Source organism: Pseudomonas sp. FGI182 (assembly GCF_000511325.1).
Classification (GTDB): Bacteria; Pseudomonadota; Gammaproteobacteria; order Pseudomonadales; family Pseudomonadaceae; genus Aquipseudomonas; species Aquipseudomonas putida_Z.
The window spans coordinates 756,908-771,929 of the sequence record NZ_CP007012.1 but is presented as its reverse complement, the minus strand read 5'-3'; the positions used below and the strand labels follow the sequence as shown (position 1 = coordinate 771,929).

Annotated in this window: 17 protein-coding genes; 6 read left to right on the top strand and 11 right to left on the bottom strand. The window is 63.7% G+C overall.

Going from position 1 to position 15,022, the window contains the following annotated elements:
• Window positions 1-25 precede the first annotated feature (25 nt).
• The 3 genes from can to C163_RS03450 are packed head-to-tail and all read right to left on the bottom strand — an operon-like array spanning window position 26 to window position 1,954.
• Complete coding sequence (gene can / locus C163_RS03460; RefSeq protein ID WP_025337641.1) at window positions 26-664, bottom strand: carbonate dehydratase; 639 nt, start codon at window positions 662-664, stop codon at window positions 26-28.
• 52 nt (window positions 665-716) lie between these two features.
• The gene (rimI, locus tag C163_RS03455; protein WP_025337640.1) at window positions 717-1,172 is read right to left on the bottom strand and encodes a ribosomal protein S18-alanine N-acetyltransferase; all 456 of its coding nucleotides are present in this window, start codon (window positions 1,170-1,172) and stop codon (window positions 717-719) included.
• Entirely contained in the window at window positions 1,169-1,954 is a 786-nt protein-coding gene (locus C163_RS03450; protein ID WP_025337639.1) for a hypothetical protein, read from the bottom strand. The genes rimI and C163_RS03450 overlap by 4 nt, the downstream gene beginning before the upstream one ends.
• 439 nt (window positions 1,955-2,393) lie before the next feature.
• Between C163_RS03450 and mksB the strand changes: the two genes are divergently transcribed.
• The 3 genes from mksB to mksF are packed head-to-tail and all read left to right on the top strand — an operon-like array spanning window position 2,394 to window position 7,211.
• Window positions 2,394-3,683, top strand: a complete 1,290-nt coding sequence (gene mksB / locus C163_RS03445; RefSeq protein ID WP_024086237.1) for an Mks condensin complex protein MksB — start codon at window positions 2,394-2,396, stop codon at window positions 3,681-3,683.
• Window positions 3,673-4,380, top strand: a complete 708-nt coding sequence (gene mksE, locus C163_RS03440) for an Mks condensin complex protein MksE (RefSeq protein ID WP_025337638.1) — start codon at window positions 3,673-3,675, stop codon at window positions 4,378-4,380. The genes mksB and mksE overlap by 11 nt, the downstream gene beginning before the upstream one ends.
• Complete coding sequence (gene mksF, locus C163_RS03435; protein WP_025337637.1) at window positions 4,377-7,211, top strand: Mks condensin complex protein MksF; 2,835 nt, start codon at window positions 4,377-4,379, stop codon at window positions 7,209-7,211. Before mksE ends, mksF begins: the two co-directional genes overlap by 4 nt.
• A gap of 126 nt (window positions 7,212-7,337) precedes the next feature.
• Here mksF and C163_RS03430 read toward each other — a convergent pair whose 3' ends face one another.
• The 5 genes from C163_RS03430 to rplU all read right to left on the bottom strand — a co-directional run bounded on the left by C163_RS03430 (window position 7,338) and on the right by rplU (window position 11,034).
• A complete protein-coding gene (locus C163_RS03430; RefSeq protein WP_038407896.1) occupies window positions 7,338-7,781 on the bottom strand; it encodes a CreA family protein in 444 nt (147 codons plus the stop codon).
• A gap of 22 nt (window positions 7,782-7,803) precedes the next feature.
• On the bottom strand, window positions 7,804-8,922 hold the full coding sequence (proB, locus tag C163_RS03425; protein ID WP_025337635.1) for a glutamate 5-kinase: 1,119 nt from the start codon (window positions 8,920-8,922) through the stop codon (window positions 7,804-7,806).
• Between the two features lie 85 nt (window positions 8,923-9,007).
• A complete protein-coding gene (gene cgtA, locus C163_RS03420; RefSeq protein ID WP_025337634.1) occupies window positions 9,008-10,234 on the bottom strand; it encodes an Obg family GTPase CgtA in 1,227 nt (408 codons plus the stop codon).
• Window positions 10,235-10,423: 189 nt separating this feature from the next.
• Window positions 10,424-10,681, bottom strand: a complete 258-nt coding sequence (gene rpmA / locus C163_RS03415) for a 50S ribosomal protein L27 (RefSeq protein WP_003247464.1) — start codon at window positions 10,679-10,681, stop codon at window positions 10,424-10,426.
• Between the two features lie 38 nt (window positions 10,682-10,719).
• Window positions 10,720-11,034, bottom strand: a complete 315-nt coding sequence (rplU, locus tag C163_RS03410; protein WP_003247466.1) for a 50S ribosomal protein L21 — start codon at window positions 11,032-11,034, stop codon at window positions 10,720-10,722.
• A gap of 244 nt (window positions 11,035-11,278) precedes the next feature.
• On the opposite strand from rplU, the gene C163_RS03405 reads away from it, so the two are divergent.
• From C163_RS03405 to C163_RS03395, 3 genes are all read left to right on the top strand, one after another.
• On the top strand, window positions 11,279-12,247 hold the full coding sequence (locus C163_RS03405; protein ID WP_003256318.1) for a polyprenyl synthetase family protein: 969 nt from the start codon (window positions 11,279-11,281) through the stop codon (window positions 12,245-12,247).
• Between the two features lie 188 nt (window positions 12,248-12,435).
• Window positions 12,436-12,777 carry a zinc ribbon domain-containing protein YjdM gene (locus C163_RS03400; protein WP_009686103.1) on the top strand — a complete coding sequence of 114 codons (342 nt, stop codon included), beginning with the start codon at window positions 12,436-12,438 and terminating at the stop codon, window positions 12,775-12,777.
• 84 nt (window positions 12,778-12,861) lie between these two features.
• A complete protein-coding gene (locus C163_RS03395) occupies window positions 12,862-13,107 on the top strand; it encodes a hypothetical protein (RefSeq protein WP_003256316.1) in 246 nt (81 codons plus the stop codon).
• Window positions 13,108-13,225: 118 nt separating this feature from the next.
• Here the strand turns inward: C163_RS03395 and C163_RS03390 are convergent, their stop codons facing one another.
• From C163_RS03390 to C163_RS03380, 3 genes are all read right to left on the bottom strand, one after another.
• A complete protein-coding gene (locus tag C163_RS03390; RefSeq protein ID WP_025337633.1) occupies window positions 13,226-13,843 on the bottom strand; it encodes an FKBP-type peptidyl-prolyl cis-trans isomerase in 618 nt (205 codons plus the stop codon).
• Window positions 13,844-13,928: 85 nt separating this feature from the next.
• Window positions 13,929-14,234: a DUF6482 family protein gene (locus tag C163_RS03385; RefSeq protein ID WP_015268897.1), complete on the bottom strand. Its 306-nt coding sequence runs from the start codon at window positions 14,232-14,234 to the stop codon at window positions 13,929-13,931.
• A gap of 158 nt (window positions 14,235-14,392) precedes the next feature.
• On the bottom strand, window positions 14,393-14,881 hold the full coding sequence (locus tag C163_RS03380; RefSeq protein WP_003247486.1) for a TIGR00645 family protein: 489 nt from the start codon (window positions 14,879-14,881) through the stop codon (window positions 14,393-14,395).
• Window positions 14,882-15,022: the final 141 nt, after the last annotated feature.

Below are 15,022 nucleotides of genomic sequence, written 5' to 3'. Positions count from 1 at the left end.
CCGCAAGGAGAGTTGCGACAAACTGCTACTCCAACGCCCGCAACCGATACTGCGGCGGCAGCTGGGCGAAGCCGCTGATGGTGGTGTCCAGGCTCTTCCACCGGCCATCCTTGATGCCATAGATGCAGCCATGCACCGACAGTTCCTGACCACGGTGCCAGGCGTTCTGCACGATGCTGGTATGGGCCACGTTGGCCACCTGCTGGATGACGTTCAGTTCGCACAGGCGGTCGACCCTGGCCTCTTCGTTGTCCAGCTTGGCCAGCTCGGCGCGCTTTTCGTAATACAGGTCGCGTATCGAGCGCAGCCAGCCGTCGATCAGGCCCAGCTGGCGATCCTGCATGGCGGCGCGCACGCCACCGCAACCGTAATGGCCGGTGACCAGGATGTGCCGCACTTTCAGTACTTCCACCGCGTACTGGATCACCGACAGGCAGTTGAGGTCAGTGTGCAGCACCACGTTGGCAACGTTGCGGTGAACGAACAGATCGCCCGGCAGCATGCCGACGATTTCGTTGGCCGGCACGCGGGCGTCGGAGCAGCCGATCCAGAGGAATTCGGGAGTCTGCTGGCGGGCCAGCTTGGCGAAGAAGTCGGGGTCGCGCTGGTTGATCGCGTCGGCCCAGCGGGCGTTGTTGTCGATCAGTTCCTGCAGGTCGTGCATGGTCGTTGCCTCATCAGGGTTTGCCTGCGTGACAGCGCCAGCCCCTGCAAGGTCAGTCCTCGAGCAGGGTGCAGGCCATCACCAGGGCGTCTTCACGGCCACCGGCAACCGGGTAATAGTCGCGGCGGCGGCCGATTTCGTTGAAACCGTAGCGCTCGTACAAACGATAGGCCGACTGGTTGCTGGCGCGCACTTCCAGGAAGCACTCCCTGCCATTGAGCTGGTAGGCCCGGGCCATCAGGTGCTCGAGCAGGCGCAGGCCCAGGCCGCAGCCTTGGTTTTCCGGCTTGACGGTAATGTTGAGCAGGTGCGCCTCGTCGATGATCACGTTGATCACGCCATGGCCCACCTGCTGCTGGCCGTCGAACATCAGCCAGACTTCGTACGACTTGAGCGCATCCTGAAAGATCCCGCGGGTCCAGGGATGACTGAACGCGGCATATTCGATCTTAAGTACGGCATCCAGATCCGCCTCGGTCATCGGGCGGAAGCTGATCGAGTCACTCATTCAACGCTCTTCCAGCGCGCCATCAGCTGGCGCATGGCTTTCCAGACGTCCGCCTTGCGCTGCGGCTCGTCCATCAACAGTTCAAGGCCCGGCAAGGCCCAGGCTTCGCCCAGGCCCTCGAGCTTCAGGGTTTGGTAATAGGCTTCGCCGTCGACATTGGCGGCAAAGCGCAGCGCCGGCAGGCCGACCAGCCACAGGCAGGTGCACGGGGCGTCTTCCAGGCGCGCCTGGACAAAGCCCTGGACGAAATCGCGCGCCGCCTCTGGGCCCTGGTCCATGTTGCCGCGCACCAGCAGCGGCCAGCGCACCGGCTCGCCGATGATCTGCGGGGCGTCGGGCAGGCCGGCGGCGCGCAGCATGTCCTTGAGCAGCAGGTAGGACGGGTCGCGGCTCTGGAACGGCTGGCCGGTGGCCAACTCCACCAGCAGCAGGCAGCTGCCGGCACGCAGCAACTGCAACGAAAAGCGCGGGGGTGGCACCGGGGCCGGGCGCGGTGGCGCGGCCTGCTCCTCGGCCTCGGCGGGCTTGGCGGCCGGCTTGGGCGCACTGCCCGGGCGCGGAATCTCGATTTTCGGCCGCTCGCCGGAGCGGGCCTGGTGGGTGACTGGCGCCTCGTTGGCAGCCGGTGCCGGCCTGACGTCGAAATCGAGGTCCTCGACCGGCGCCACCGGCAGCAGCAGCTCGGGCCGCGACGGTGCGGCGAACGGCAGTTCGGCGCGCGGCAGCCAGTGCACCACTTGCATGGCGGAAAGGTAGGCGCGGCGACGGGGTTCGGTGAGCAAGGGGCGGGGTTCCGAGGGGTGGAGACAATTGGCCATTCTAACGTGTACGCCTTGGTTTTTGCAGCGCCTATCAGACCGAGCGCCGCCCGCGCGGCGCTTCGCGGGGCAAGCCCGCTCCCACATTTGTTGCAACGTGCCGAACCTGACAGGCCGTGGCTGCCAGCCTTGTTGGGCCGGCTGGACTTCACGGCTGGCGCTGCTGCCTCCCCACTTGCCTCAAGCCGTGCACCAAGGCTGACAACACCTCTTTCACAGGCATGGCCACGTTGCAACAAATGTGGGAGCGGGCTTGCCCCGCGAAGCGCCGCGCGGGCGGCGCTCGATCTCACAGGCGCCACAAAAACCAAGACGTACTCCCCCATTACAGACCAAGGGGTGAAAACCTCCCCCCCGGATGCAGTACAATCGCCCCCTTTTTCTTGGCAACGAGTCGAAGCCAATGATCGAACCCAAGCGCGTCCTGCGCGCCCTAGCCGAACACTGGGCCCTGATCGAGCCGCTGTGCGAGCGTTTCGACCAGGGCACCCTGAGCCTGGTCGAATTGCGTCAGCATGTGGCCCGCCAGCAGGTCGAGAGCACCCCGCAGGACATCACCCAGCTGCTCGACGTGTGGATCCGCCTGGATATCCTGGTCCCGGTGGCCAAGAGCCCGAACCGTTTCGAGCTCAACGCGCAGATCCACGATTTCCTCGCCTACCTGCGCCGCGAACACCGGCTGGGCCTGTGCCTGGAGATCGAAGCCTACCTGCGCCACCTGGAGCGCCTGGCCGGGCATATCCAGGACGCCTTCGACAACCGCGACAGCGACGACCTGGCGCGCCAGCTGCGCCTGCTCGACATGCGCGTGCGCGATGTACTGAAGAAGCTCGACAACGACGAGCAGGCACTGGTGGCCGTGGCCGAGCGGGCCAAGACCAGCAACCGCCAGATCCCGCTGCGCCAGCGCTATGCCGAAGTACTGGCGACCTGGGACGAGTATGTCGAGCCGATGATCCAGCTGGTCAACGCCGACGGTGCCTTCGAACAGGGCGTGCGCAAGGTCGAGACCGTGCTGCTGAAGCTGCTGGGCGAACAGGCGCGCCTGGGCCACCTGGTCGACGACGACATGCTGCTGCGCACCCACGCGCGCATCCTGGAAATGCAGACCAGCGCCCAGCTGACCCTGCGCCACGCCCGCGAACTGCTGCTGCCGCTGCGTGAGGAAGCCCGCCGGCACAACGCCGTGACCCGTGGCGCCGCACTGGCCCTGTCGGTGATCCGGCGCAAGGGCATCGACGCCGTACCGCAAGCGGCCATGCCGATGTTCACCCGCCCGCAAAGCACTTTCCTCGGCAGCGCCAGCCAGGTCGAGGCCTATGTCTACGCCCTGGCCCGCTTCGAGCCCAAGCCGGCGCGCTTCCCCAAGGCCCACAAGACCCAGTCCGGCGCCCTGCCCCGTGCACCGCGCACGGTCAAGGAAATGGCCGAACGCTGCGAACAGGCCCTGCCGCTGCCCGACCTGATGGTCTGGCTGCTGGAGCAGGAACCCGAAGGCGCCACCGACGAGCTGCTGTACTGGTTCTCGCGCCTGTCGCGGGAAAAGCGCTTCAAGCGCGAACGCCTCGACCGCCGTGAGTACATCACCCAGGAACACCTGGTCAGCCTGCGCTCGTTCGCCCTGACTTCCAGCCGCGAAGACGCCGCCAGCGCGCCTACCGAATCCAACGCGAGCCCAGCCCATGCATCTTGATCTTTCCGAACTGTCCCAGCTCGCGCCGATCTTCCGCGAGCTGTTCAAAGGCTTCCACGTCAGCCGCCGCGACCCCGAGCTCTACGCCCAGCTGTCGAACTTCCAGGACCAGTACCGCACCCTGTTCAAGGCCCTGGGCTTCGAACTGGTGTGCGACACCCGTGGCTTCTACTACTTCGTGCCGGACATGACCGCCGCGCAGGTCAACAAGACCGCGCAGCGCCTGTCGCTGTTCACCTTCATCCTGGTCGAACACCTGGCCGACCAGGGCCGCGACCCGATGGCCGTGCTCGATGGCGGCAGCATCGGCCGTGACGAACTGCCCTCGCTGCTGGACAAGTACCGCGACCTGTTCCTGCAGGCCGAAGTGCAGACCGTGGACGAGCTGGAAGAAAAAATCCTGCGCCGCATGACCCAGCTCGGCTTCGCCTTCGAGGAAGGCGGCATCTACCGCTTCCTGCCGCCGATGCATCGCTTCCTCGACGTGTGCCTGGCCGTGCAGCAGGACCGCGACCTGGCAGCCACCCTGCACAGCGACCTGCCGCTGCCGACCCCGGTACTGGTCGAGGAAGAAAGCCCCGAAGAACTCAACCGCACCGACGACCCGCTCGACCTCACCCCCTTCGAGGGCGAGGAAAGCGAAGAGGAAGCCCTGGCCCGGGCGATCCGCGAAGAGCAACAGGAGATTGACGCATGAGCCAGGAACGCTACGGCATCCGCCGCTTCGCACTGCTCAACACCGCCGGCTACAGCCTTGGCCTGTTCCCGCTGGAGCACCCACTGTCGGTATACGGTGCCAACAACCTGGGTAAATCGGCGTCGATCAACGCCCTGCAGTTCCCGATCCTGGCGCGCATGTCGGACATGAGCTTCGGCAAGTACAGCCTCGAGCAATCGCGCCGCTTCTACTTCGCCAGCGATACCTCGTACATTCTCTGCGAACTGAGCCTGCCCCACGGCCCGCACGTCATCGGCGTTGTCGGCCGCGGCCCGGGCGGCGGTTTCGGCCACCAGTTCTTTGCCTACAAGGGCGAACTGGACCTGGCCCACTACCAGAAGAACGACACCTGCCTGCGCCAGAAAGAGCTGTTCACCAACCTCGAGCGTCTGGGGATCAAGGCCTACGAGCTTAAGCCGGACGAACTGCGTCGTCTGCTGGTCGGTGGCCACACCTCGGTGCCGCTGGACCTGACCATGATCCCGCTGCGCTCGACCAGCGAGCAAAGCCTGAAAACCTTCCGCGCGCTGTTCATCAACCTGCTGCACATGCGCGAAATCACCGCCGCCAAGCTCAAGCAGCTGTTCCTCGACGCTTTCGAGCACAGCCTGCGCTCTGGCAGCGTCGACTATATCGCCGCGTGCGAGGAAGCCTTCCGCGACGTGCGCCGCATGGAACAGGACTACAACGCCCTGGTCGCCGCCGGCCCGCTGGTCGAGGCCCTGGCCGGTGGCGTGGCCCAGCGCGACATCCTGCGCGGCAAGCTGCACCGCATTTCGCCAGTGCTCGACACCCTGCTGGGCACCTGGCAGGAATACGCCATGGCGCGCAAGGAAGAGCTGGTGATCCAGGCCGAGCACTACCGTGGCGAGCAGGACCGCCTGCAGAACGACCAGCGCGGCGGTACTCAGGAGCTGATGCGCCTGGAGCGTGAAATCACCGGTATCCAGCGCTGGCTGGGCGAGCTGTCGGTGCTCAAGCACCGCTTCGCCCTGGTCGATGACGTAAAGGTGCTGGAGCAGCAACTGCTGGCGGCCAAGGACGCCCACGACGAACTGGCCGGCGCCCTGGCCCAGTCGCGGCAGTTCAGCGCCGAAGACCTGGACGAACGCGTCCGCGACCTGGAAAAGCGCCTGAAGCAGGTCAAGCAGCAGCTCGACCACGCCGACAACAACAGCTACGCCCGCCTGCGCGAAGAGTTCTCGCAGCAGGACGTCGACCGCCTGATGCGCCTGTTCAACGGCGCGCTGTTCAGCCTGCCGCTGGGTGAGCGCGGTATCGAACTGGACGACAGCGACCTGTGGGTAAAATCTCTGGAAACGGTACTCGACGGCTTCAAGGGCGAACGCTTCGAAGCCCCGGGCCTGTCCATCGACCTGTCGCACATCGACCCACCGGCGCTGCAGGCCCTGGCCGACCGTGCTGCCCTGCGTGACCAGAAAGAGCGCCTGGAAAAAGAGCTGAAGCAGCTCAAGACCCAGCAGGCCGTGGCCGCCGACCGCTCCGCCTCCAAGGCGCAGACCGAGGCCCTGTACCAGGAGGTACTGGACGCGCAGAAAGCGCTGGAAGACTTCCGCCGCAGCGAAACCCTGGCCGCCGAAGAGCCCGAGAAGCTGGAGCAGCTGTCGCAGCTCGAAGCCGCCCAGGACGAACTCAAGCGCTCCAGCGACGCCTTCACCGAACGCGTCCAGCAGCTGTCGGCCAAGCTGCAACTGGTCGGCCGGCAGATCGGCGACCTCGAGGCCAAGCAGCGCACCCTGGAAGACGCCCTGCGCCGTCGCCAGCTGCTGCCGGCCGACCTGCCCTACGGCACGCCGTACATGGAAGCCATCGACGACTCGATGGACAACCTGCTGCCACTGCTCAACGACTACCAGGACAGCTGGCAGAGCCTGCAGCGGGTGGACAACCAGATCGAGGCGCTGTACGCCCAGGTGCGCCTGAAAGGCGTGGCCAAGTTCGACAGCGAAGACGACATGGAACGCCGCCTGCAACTGCTGGTGAATGCCTATGCGCACCGCACCGACGAAGCCCTGACCTTGGCCAAGGCCCGTCGCGCCGCGGTCACCGACATCGCCCGGACCCTGCGCAACATCCGCAGCGACTACGACAGCCTCGAGCACCAGCTGGCCCTGTTCAACCGCGAAATCAACAAGCGCCAGGTATCCAACCTGGAGAGCTTCCGCGTGGTGCTGGCGCCGAACAAGGAAGCGCTCAAGCACATCGACCAGATCATCCACAGCGCCGGTCAGTACGAAGAAGGCGAAACCCTGTCGGTGTTCGACCTGACCCAGAGCGCCGAGCAGGACAACAAGAACGAAGAGGCCAAGGAATACCTGGCACGGTTGGTGGCAGCCAACCACAACCAGCTGGGCCTGAAGGACCTGTTCGAGCTGGCGTTCGAGATCACCAAGGTCAACGGCCAGCCGGTGATCCATGCCGACATCGACGGCGCGGCATCCAACGGCACCACCATGACCATCAAGGCGCTGACCAACATGTACCTGTTGCTGCACCTGATGGACCGCGACCTGGCCGGGCGCATCCGCCTGCCGTACTACCTGGACGAAGCGGCGGACATCGACGAACGCAACCAGGCTGCGCTGCTGGAAACCAGCCTGCAGCTGGGCTTCGTGCCGATCCTGGCGAGCGTGAAGCCGCAGGTGTCTGCACGCGTGGCGATCGACCTGGAAGGTGGTAGCGGGCCGAATGGCATCTACATCGACGAGGCGGACTGGAAGTTCATCAGCCGTCGCGATGAGGTGAAGGCGGTTGTGCGTGAGGATCATCAGGCCGAGGAATTGGCCTGAGGTAATTGGGGCCGCTTTGCGGCCCTTTCGCGACACAAGGCCGCTCCTACAGGGATTCGCGTCCCCCTGTAGGAGCGGCCTTGTGTCGCGATGGAGGCCAAAGGCCTCCCAGGATCTACCAAGCTATCAATGAGCCCAAGGCAGAATCGGAATCGCGGTCACCGCATTCTGCGGGCTGCCTTCGATCATGCGGTCGCTGTACACCAGGTACACCAGCGTATTGCGCTTCTTGTCCAAGAAGCGCACCACCTGCATGGTCTTGAACACCAGCGAGGTGCGTTCCTTGAACACTTCCTCGCCATCCTTCAGCTCACCCTTGAAGCTGATCGGCCCGACCTGGCGACAGGCAATCGATGCCTCCGCCCGGTCCTCCGCCAGCCCCAACCCACCCTTCACGCCGCCAGTCTTGGCCCGCGACAGGTAGCAGGTCACGCCCTCGACCTTGGGGTCGTCGAACGCCTCTACCACAATACGATCATTCGGCCCGAGGAACTTGAACACGGTGGACACCTGGCCGATTTCCTCGGCCCCGGCCAGCATCGGCAACGCCAGTGCCGCCACGGCAATCATCCTTTTCAGCACGTGCGCGCCCTCAGACCAGAACCAGGTTGTCGCGGTGCACCAGCTCAGGCTCCGCGATATAGCCCAGGATGCTTTCGATGGCATCCGACGGCTGGCCAATGATCTTCTGCGCCTCCAAGGCGCTGTAGTTGGCCAGGCCGCGCGCCACTTCATGGCCGTCCGGGCCGACGCACACCACCATCTCGCCACGGCGGAAGCTGCCCTGCACGGTTTTCACGCCAACCGGCAGCAGGCTCTTGTTGGCCTGGCGCAGCGCCTGCACGGCACCGGCGTCCAGCACCAGGGTGCCACGGGTCTGCAGGTGGCCGGCCAGCCACTGCTTGCGTGCGGCAAGCATGCCGCGCTCGGGCGACAGCAAGGTACCCAGACGCTCGCCAGCCTTGAGGCGATCCAGCACGCGCTCGATGCGGCCACCGATGATGATGGTATGGGCACCGGAACGGGCTGCCAGGCGCGCGGCGCGCAGCTTGGTCTGCATGCCGCCACGGCCCAGGGCGCCACCGGTACCGCCGGCCACGGCGTCCAGTGCCGGGTCGTCGGCGCGGGCCTCGTAGATCAGCTGGGCGTCGGGGTTGTTGCGCGGGTCGGCATCGAACATGCCATCGCGGTCGGTGAGGATCACCAGCAGGTCAGCCTCGACCAGGTTGGCTACCAGCGCCGCCAGGGTGTCGTTGTCGCCGAAGCGGATCTCGTCGGTAACCACGGTATCGTTTTCGTTGATCACCGGCACCACGCCCAGGTCGACCAGCGTGCGCAGGGTGCTGCGGGCGTTCAGGTAACGCTTGCGGTCGGACAGGTCGTCATGGGTCAGCAGGATCTGCGCGGTGTGCTTGCCGTGCTCGCCGAAGCTCGACTCCCAGGCCTGCACCAGGCGCATCTGGCCGATCGAAGCAGCCGCCTGCAGCTCGTTCATCGCACTCGGTCGCGACGTCCAGCCCAGCTGGCTCATGCCGGCAGCCACGGCCCCGGAGGAGACCAGTACCAACTCCACGCCTGCCTCACGCAGCGCGACCATCTGCTCGACCCAAACGGCCATGGCACCGCGGTCGAGGCCTTTGCCATCGGCGGTCAGCAGAGCACTGCCAATCTTCACGACCCAGCGCTTGGCGCCCGTCACCTTGCTTCGCATCTTCTTCCAACCTATGTCGAATCTGTAGATACCGTGGATACAAAAACGCCGCTCCAAAGAGCGGCGTTTAGTGTACTGCAACCGGTCAGTCGCGCACGTAAATGATTTCCGGGCCGTCTTCGTCGTCCTCGAAATCATCGTCCCAACCGTCATCGTCGCCGATGTCGTGCACGCTCTTGACGCCGGTACGGCGCAGGGTACGGGCGTCGTCCAGGGCCTGCAGCTGGGCACGGGCTTCGTCTTCGATGCGCTGGTCGAGGTCGGCCAGCTCTTCGGCGTAGGCCGGGTCGTTGGCCAGGCGGTCGGCGCGGTCTTCGAGGTAGCGCATCAGGTCGTGGCTGAGCTTTTCGGTGCCCTGCTTGGAGATGGCCGAAATCACGTAGACCGGGCCTTCCCACTGCAGGCGCTCGACCACTTCCTTGACCCGCTCGTCGCGCTCGTCTTCCATGACCATGTCGGCCTTGTTCAGCACCAGCCAGCGCTCACGCTCGGCCAGCGACGGGCTGAAGCGGGTCAGCTCGTTGACGATGACTTCGGCGGCATCGGCCGGGCTGCTTTCGTCCAGCGGCGCCATGTCCACCAGGTGCAGCAGCACGCGGGTACGCGCCAGGTGCTTGAGGAAGCGGATACCCAGGCCGGCGCCTTCGGAAGCACCTTCGATCAGGCCGGGGATGTCGGCGATGACGAAGCTCTTCCAGCGGTCGACGCTGACCACGCCCAGGTTCGGCACCAGGGTGGTGAACGGGTAGTCGGCCACTTTCGGCTTGGCGGCCGAAACCGAGCGAATGAAGGTGCTCTTGCCGGCGTTCGGCAGGCCCAGCAGGCCGACGTCGGCCAGCACTTTCATTTCCATCTTCAGGTCACGCTGGTCACCTGGCTTGCCCGGGGTGGTCTGGCGCGGTGCACGGTTGGTGCTGGACTTGAAGCGGGTGTTGCCCAGGCCGTGCCAGCCGCCTTGGGCGACCATCAGCTTCTGGCCCGGGGTGACCAGGTCACCGATCACTTCCTGGGTGGAAGCGTCGATCACGGTGGTGCCGACCGGCACACGCAGGAACAGGTCGTCGCCTTTCTTGCCGGTGCAGTCGGTGCTGCCGCCGTTGGCGCCACGCTGGGCTTCGTGGTGACGGGTGTAGCGATAGTCGACCAGGGTGTTGAGGTTTTCGTCGGCGATCATGTACACCGAACCACCGTCGCCACCGTCACCACCGTTGGGGCCACCGTTCTCGATGAACTTCTCGCGACGGAAGCTCATGCAACCGTTGCCACCGTCACCGGCCTTGACCCGAATGGATACTTCGTCAACAAACTTCATTCAAAACCGCCTCTCGCCTGCTGGCGAGTTGAATACCTGAAAAACCTGAGGCTCTTGCAAAAATGAGCGCGGCGGCCCCGTACGACCGTAGAAACCCACGCCGGCAGCCCATACAAACAGCTTTGCAAGAGGCTCACCACAAACGAAAAAGCCCCGTCGCATGACGGGGCTTCTGGAGCGACGTCGCGATTAAGCGGCGACGATGCTCACGTAACGGCGCATGAACTCGCCTTTTTTCTCGAACTTGATCACGCCTTCGATCTTGGCGAACAAGGTGTGATCCTTGCCCATGCCAACACCGTAGCCAGCGTGGAATTCGGTGCCGCGCTGACGGACGATGATGTTGCCTGGCTTGATAACCTGGCCGCCATACATCTTCACGCCAAGGCGTTTCGATTCTGAGTCGCGACCGTTACGAGTACTACCACCAGCCTTCTTGTGAGCCATGGTTCAATTCTCCAAATAAATTCAGGGGATCTAGGGGATTAAGCCTGGATACCGGTGATTTTGATCTCGGTGAACCACTGGCGGTGGCCCATACGCTTCATGTGGTGCTTACGACGACGGAACTTGATGATGCGAACCTTGTCGTGGCGGCCTTGCGAAACGACTTCGGCCACTACTTTGGCGCCAGCAACAACTGGAGCACCGATGGTGACTTCTTCACCGTTGGCGACCAGCAGGACGCGATCGAAGGTCACGGATTCGCCAGTGGCGACTTCCAGTTTTTCGATCTTGAGGAATTCACCTTCAGCGACTTTGTACTGCTTGCCGCCGGTAACGATTACTGCGTAAGACATGGTATTTCTCCGATAATCCTGCTCACCCAGCGCTTTATATGATGAGTATTGGCTGGCATGGCTGCACAGGGCTGGAACGGCCCGGCGCAATTGCGTAAGGCAGGTGCTGCCCAGGAAGTTAGGGTGCGCGATTGTACGCAACCGCGGTTTTGCTTGCAAGTACCGCCCCCGGGGCGCTGGCACCGCGCCTTGACACACCGGGACCTGCGACCTAGCATGCCGCGCAACCTCACTGGAGCAGCCGATGCAACCCCAATCCTTCTACCGCGCGGTGGCTGATGATTTCAGCGCCGTCGACGAGATCATCAAGAAGCAGCTGACCTCGCGCGTGCCGCTGGTATCGAAGATCGGCGACTATATCACGTCCGCCGGTGGCAAGCGCCTGCGCCCCCTGCTGGTGCTGCTGTGTGGCAAGGCCCTGGGCCGCGAAGGCGACGACCTGCGCCTGCTGGCTGCCACCATCGAATTCCTGCACACCGCTACCCTGCTGCACGACGACGTGGTCGACATGTCCGGCATGCGCCGTGGCCGCTCCACCGCCAATGCCCTGTGGGGCAACGCGCCGAGCGTGCTGGTGGGCGACTTCCTCTATTCGCGCTCGTTCGAGATGATGGTCGAACTGGGCTCGATGCCGGTCATGCAGATCCTGTCCAAGGCCACCCGCGTGATTGCCGAGGGTGAAGTGCTGCAGCTGTCGCGGGTACGCGACGCCAGCACCACCGAGGAAGTCTACATGGAGGTCATCCGCGGCAAGACCGCGATGCTGTTCGAGGCTTCGACCCACAGCGCCGCCGCGCTGGCCGAAGCCACCGACGAACAGCGCGAGGCCCTGCGTACCTTCGGTGACCACCTGGGCGTGGCGTTCCAGCTGGTCGACGACCTGCTGGACTACAAGGGCGACTCGCAGACCTTGGGCAAGAACGTCGGTGACGACCTGGCCGAAGGCAAGCCTACCCTGCCGCTGATCTACACCATGCGCGAAGGCACCGCCGAACAGGCTGCGCTGGTGCGCCAGGCGATCCAGAAGGGTGGCCTGGAAGACCTGGAGCAGATTCGCGTGGCGGTCGAGGAGTCGGGTGCGCTGAAGTACACGGCGGAGCTGGCGCGTGACTATGTGAAGCGTGCGATCCAGTGCCTGGAAGTGCTGCCGGCCAGCGAATATCGTGACGCGCTGGTCGAGCTGAGCGAGTTTGCGGTCGCGCGTACTCACTGACAGATCGCATCAAATCCATTCGCGGGCTTGCCCGCTCCCACAGGGATCGCGCAAGCCTCAAAGGTAGCGCAGATCGTGTGGGAGCGGGCAAGCCCGCGAATGCTTTTGTCCGGACATAATCACTTCTGAAAAAATACCTTATACAATTCGGGTTTTTAACCGCCCGTCTGTTTGTTTGAGGAACCGAAGTGAGCACTCTGCCACCCTGCCCGAAATGCAACTCCGAATACACCTATGAGGATGGCACTCAGCTGATCTGCCCTGAATGCGCCCACGAGTGGTCGGCCAGCGGCGATGCCGAAGCGGCCAGCGACGAGGTGGTGAAGAAGGACTCGGTCGGCAACATCCTGCAGGATGGCGACACCGTCACCGTGATCAAGGACCTCAAGGTCAAGGGCTCGTCCCTGGTGGTCAAGGTCGGCACCAAGGTCAAGAACATCCGCCTGTGCGATGGCGATCACGACATCGACTGCAAGATCGACGGCATCGGCGCCATGAAGCTGAAGTCCGAGTTCGTACGCAAGGTCTGATTTTCCAAAAAACCGCCAATTGGCGCTTGCTATTCAGCTAATAAGAATTATTCTCATTGGGACTGCTATCCAAGGAGAATAGCCATGACTTATCTGATCGACGCCTGGCTGGACCGCCCTCACCCCTACCTGCGCATTCTTCATCGGGAAACCGGCGAAGTGTGCGCGGTGCTTGAAGAAGAAGCGCTCGACGAGCTGCGCGACCAGGGCGACCTGGACATGAGCGGGCTGAACTCGAGTGAACCGGGGGTGCTCAAGGAACTGGTGCGGAATTTGTTTCTGTTCTGCTATGCGCGGGCGTTGCGCCCCGGGGGAACAGACTGGAACTGACGGACCTGGCGAGGGCTTCGCCCTCGATCGCGACACAAGGCCGCTCCTACAGGTGTTTGCGTTCCCCTGTAGGAGCGGCCTTGTGTCGCGAATGGGCCGCAAAGCGGCCCCAGTGGCATTACAGAACGTCGAGCAGCTCGACGTCGAACACCAGCACGCTGTGCGGCGGGATGCTGCCAACGCCTTGGGCGCCGTAGGCCAGCTCGCTCGGCACGTACAGGCGCCATTTGCTGCCAGCGTTCATCAGCTGCAGGGCTTCGGTCCAGCCAGCGATCACACCACCTACCGGGAATTCAGCCGGCTGACCACGGTCGTAGGAGCTGTCGAACACAGTGCCGTCGATCAGGGTGCCGTGGTAGTGGGTGCGCACGTTGTCTTCGCGGGTCGGCTTGGCGCCTTCGCCTGCGGTCAGTACTTCGAACTGAAGGCCCGAAGCCAGGGTGGTGATGCCGTCACGCTTGGCGTTCTCGACCAGGAATGCCTTGCCAGCAGCAGCAGCGGCTTCAGCCTTGGCGGCTGCTTCGGCTTGCATCACGTCGCGGATGACCTTGAAGCTGGCCGACAGGTCGGCTTCGCTGACGCGGCTGTCGGCGCCGTTGAAGGCGTCGGTCAGGCCGGCCAGGATGGCTTCCAGGCTGACGCCTGGTGGCGGGTTGTCGCGCAGCTGGCCGCCCAGCTGACGGCCGATGCCGTAGCTGACGCGAGTTTCGTCGGTGGACAGGTTGAGTTCGGACATTGTCGTGCTCCACTGCAGGGCGCAGTGAAGCCGCGCCCTTGATGAAAAGGGCGAGCAGCCTAGCACACTGGGGCGCTGCGAGCAGCTACCAGGCCGAGCGCTGGGAAATCGGCACCTTCAAGTCTTCTTCCGGGTGCGTGCCCATACCGCACATTTCGTCCTGCACCGACCAGTGCACCAGGTTCATCGAGACCATGGGGATGGTTTGCAGCAACTTGCGCGCGTCCTCCACCGAATGTACGCGCAAGCGTTCACCACGGGCATCGGACAGGGGGTGGGGGTGGCCTTTGATCCGGGCCTCGAGCAGGTAGTCACCGCCTTCGATGGCGATCAGGTTCAGTTCGTCCACATGGCCAGCCCTGGCCTCGGTGTTGAGCTGATGCAGGTTCATGAGAGCACCTCGCGATGGGAACCACGCATGAGAGCTCATTTTTTGTACAGAAAGGGAGAATGCACAAGGCATGACTGACGCCGCTCGTCAGGTGGACCGTGCCGGCCTCTTCGCGGGCTTGCCCGCTCCCACAGGGATTGCGAAGAGGCCTGACAGGCTCAGTGCTTGGTCAGCTTGTCCAGGTAACCCATGCAGAATGCCGAGACCACGAAGGTCATGTGGATGATCACGTACCACATCAGGTAATCGGTGGAGATATTCTGTGCATCCATGAACACCCGCAGCAGGTGGATGGACGAAATGGCCACGATCGACGCGGCAACCTTCATCTTCAGCGACGAAGAGTCCATCTTGCCCAGCCAGTTGAGCTTTTCCTTGCTCTCGTCGATGTCCAGTTGCGAGACGAAATTCTCGTAGCCGGAGATCATCACCATCACCAGCAGGCCGCCCACCAGCGACATGTCGATCAGTGACAGGATCACCAGAATCAGGTCGGCTTCGCTCAGGGCGAAGACGTTGGGCAGGACGTGGACGACTTCCTGGAAGAATTTCAGCGCCAGGGCCAGCAGGCCGAGGGACAGGCCGAAGTAGATGGGGGCGAGCAGCCAGCGCGAGGCATACATCGCGTTTTCGAGGATACGTTCCATGGAGTTTCGGGACTCATCAGGTGACTAAAAAAGCGACGCCGAGTATAGCCAGCCACCTGTTACAGCAAAAGCCCGGTGAATGGGGCTGCTTTGCAGCCCATCGCGACACAAGGCCGCTCCTACAAGAGATCGCGGTCCCTT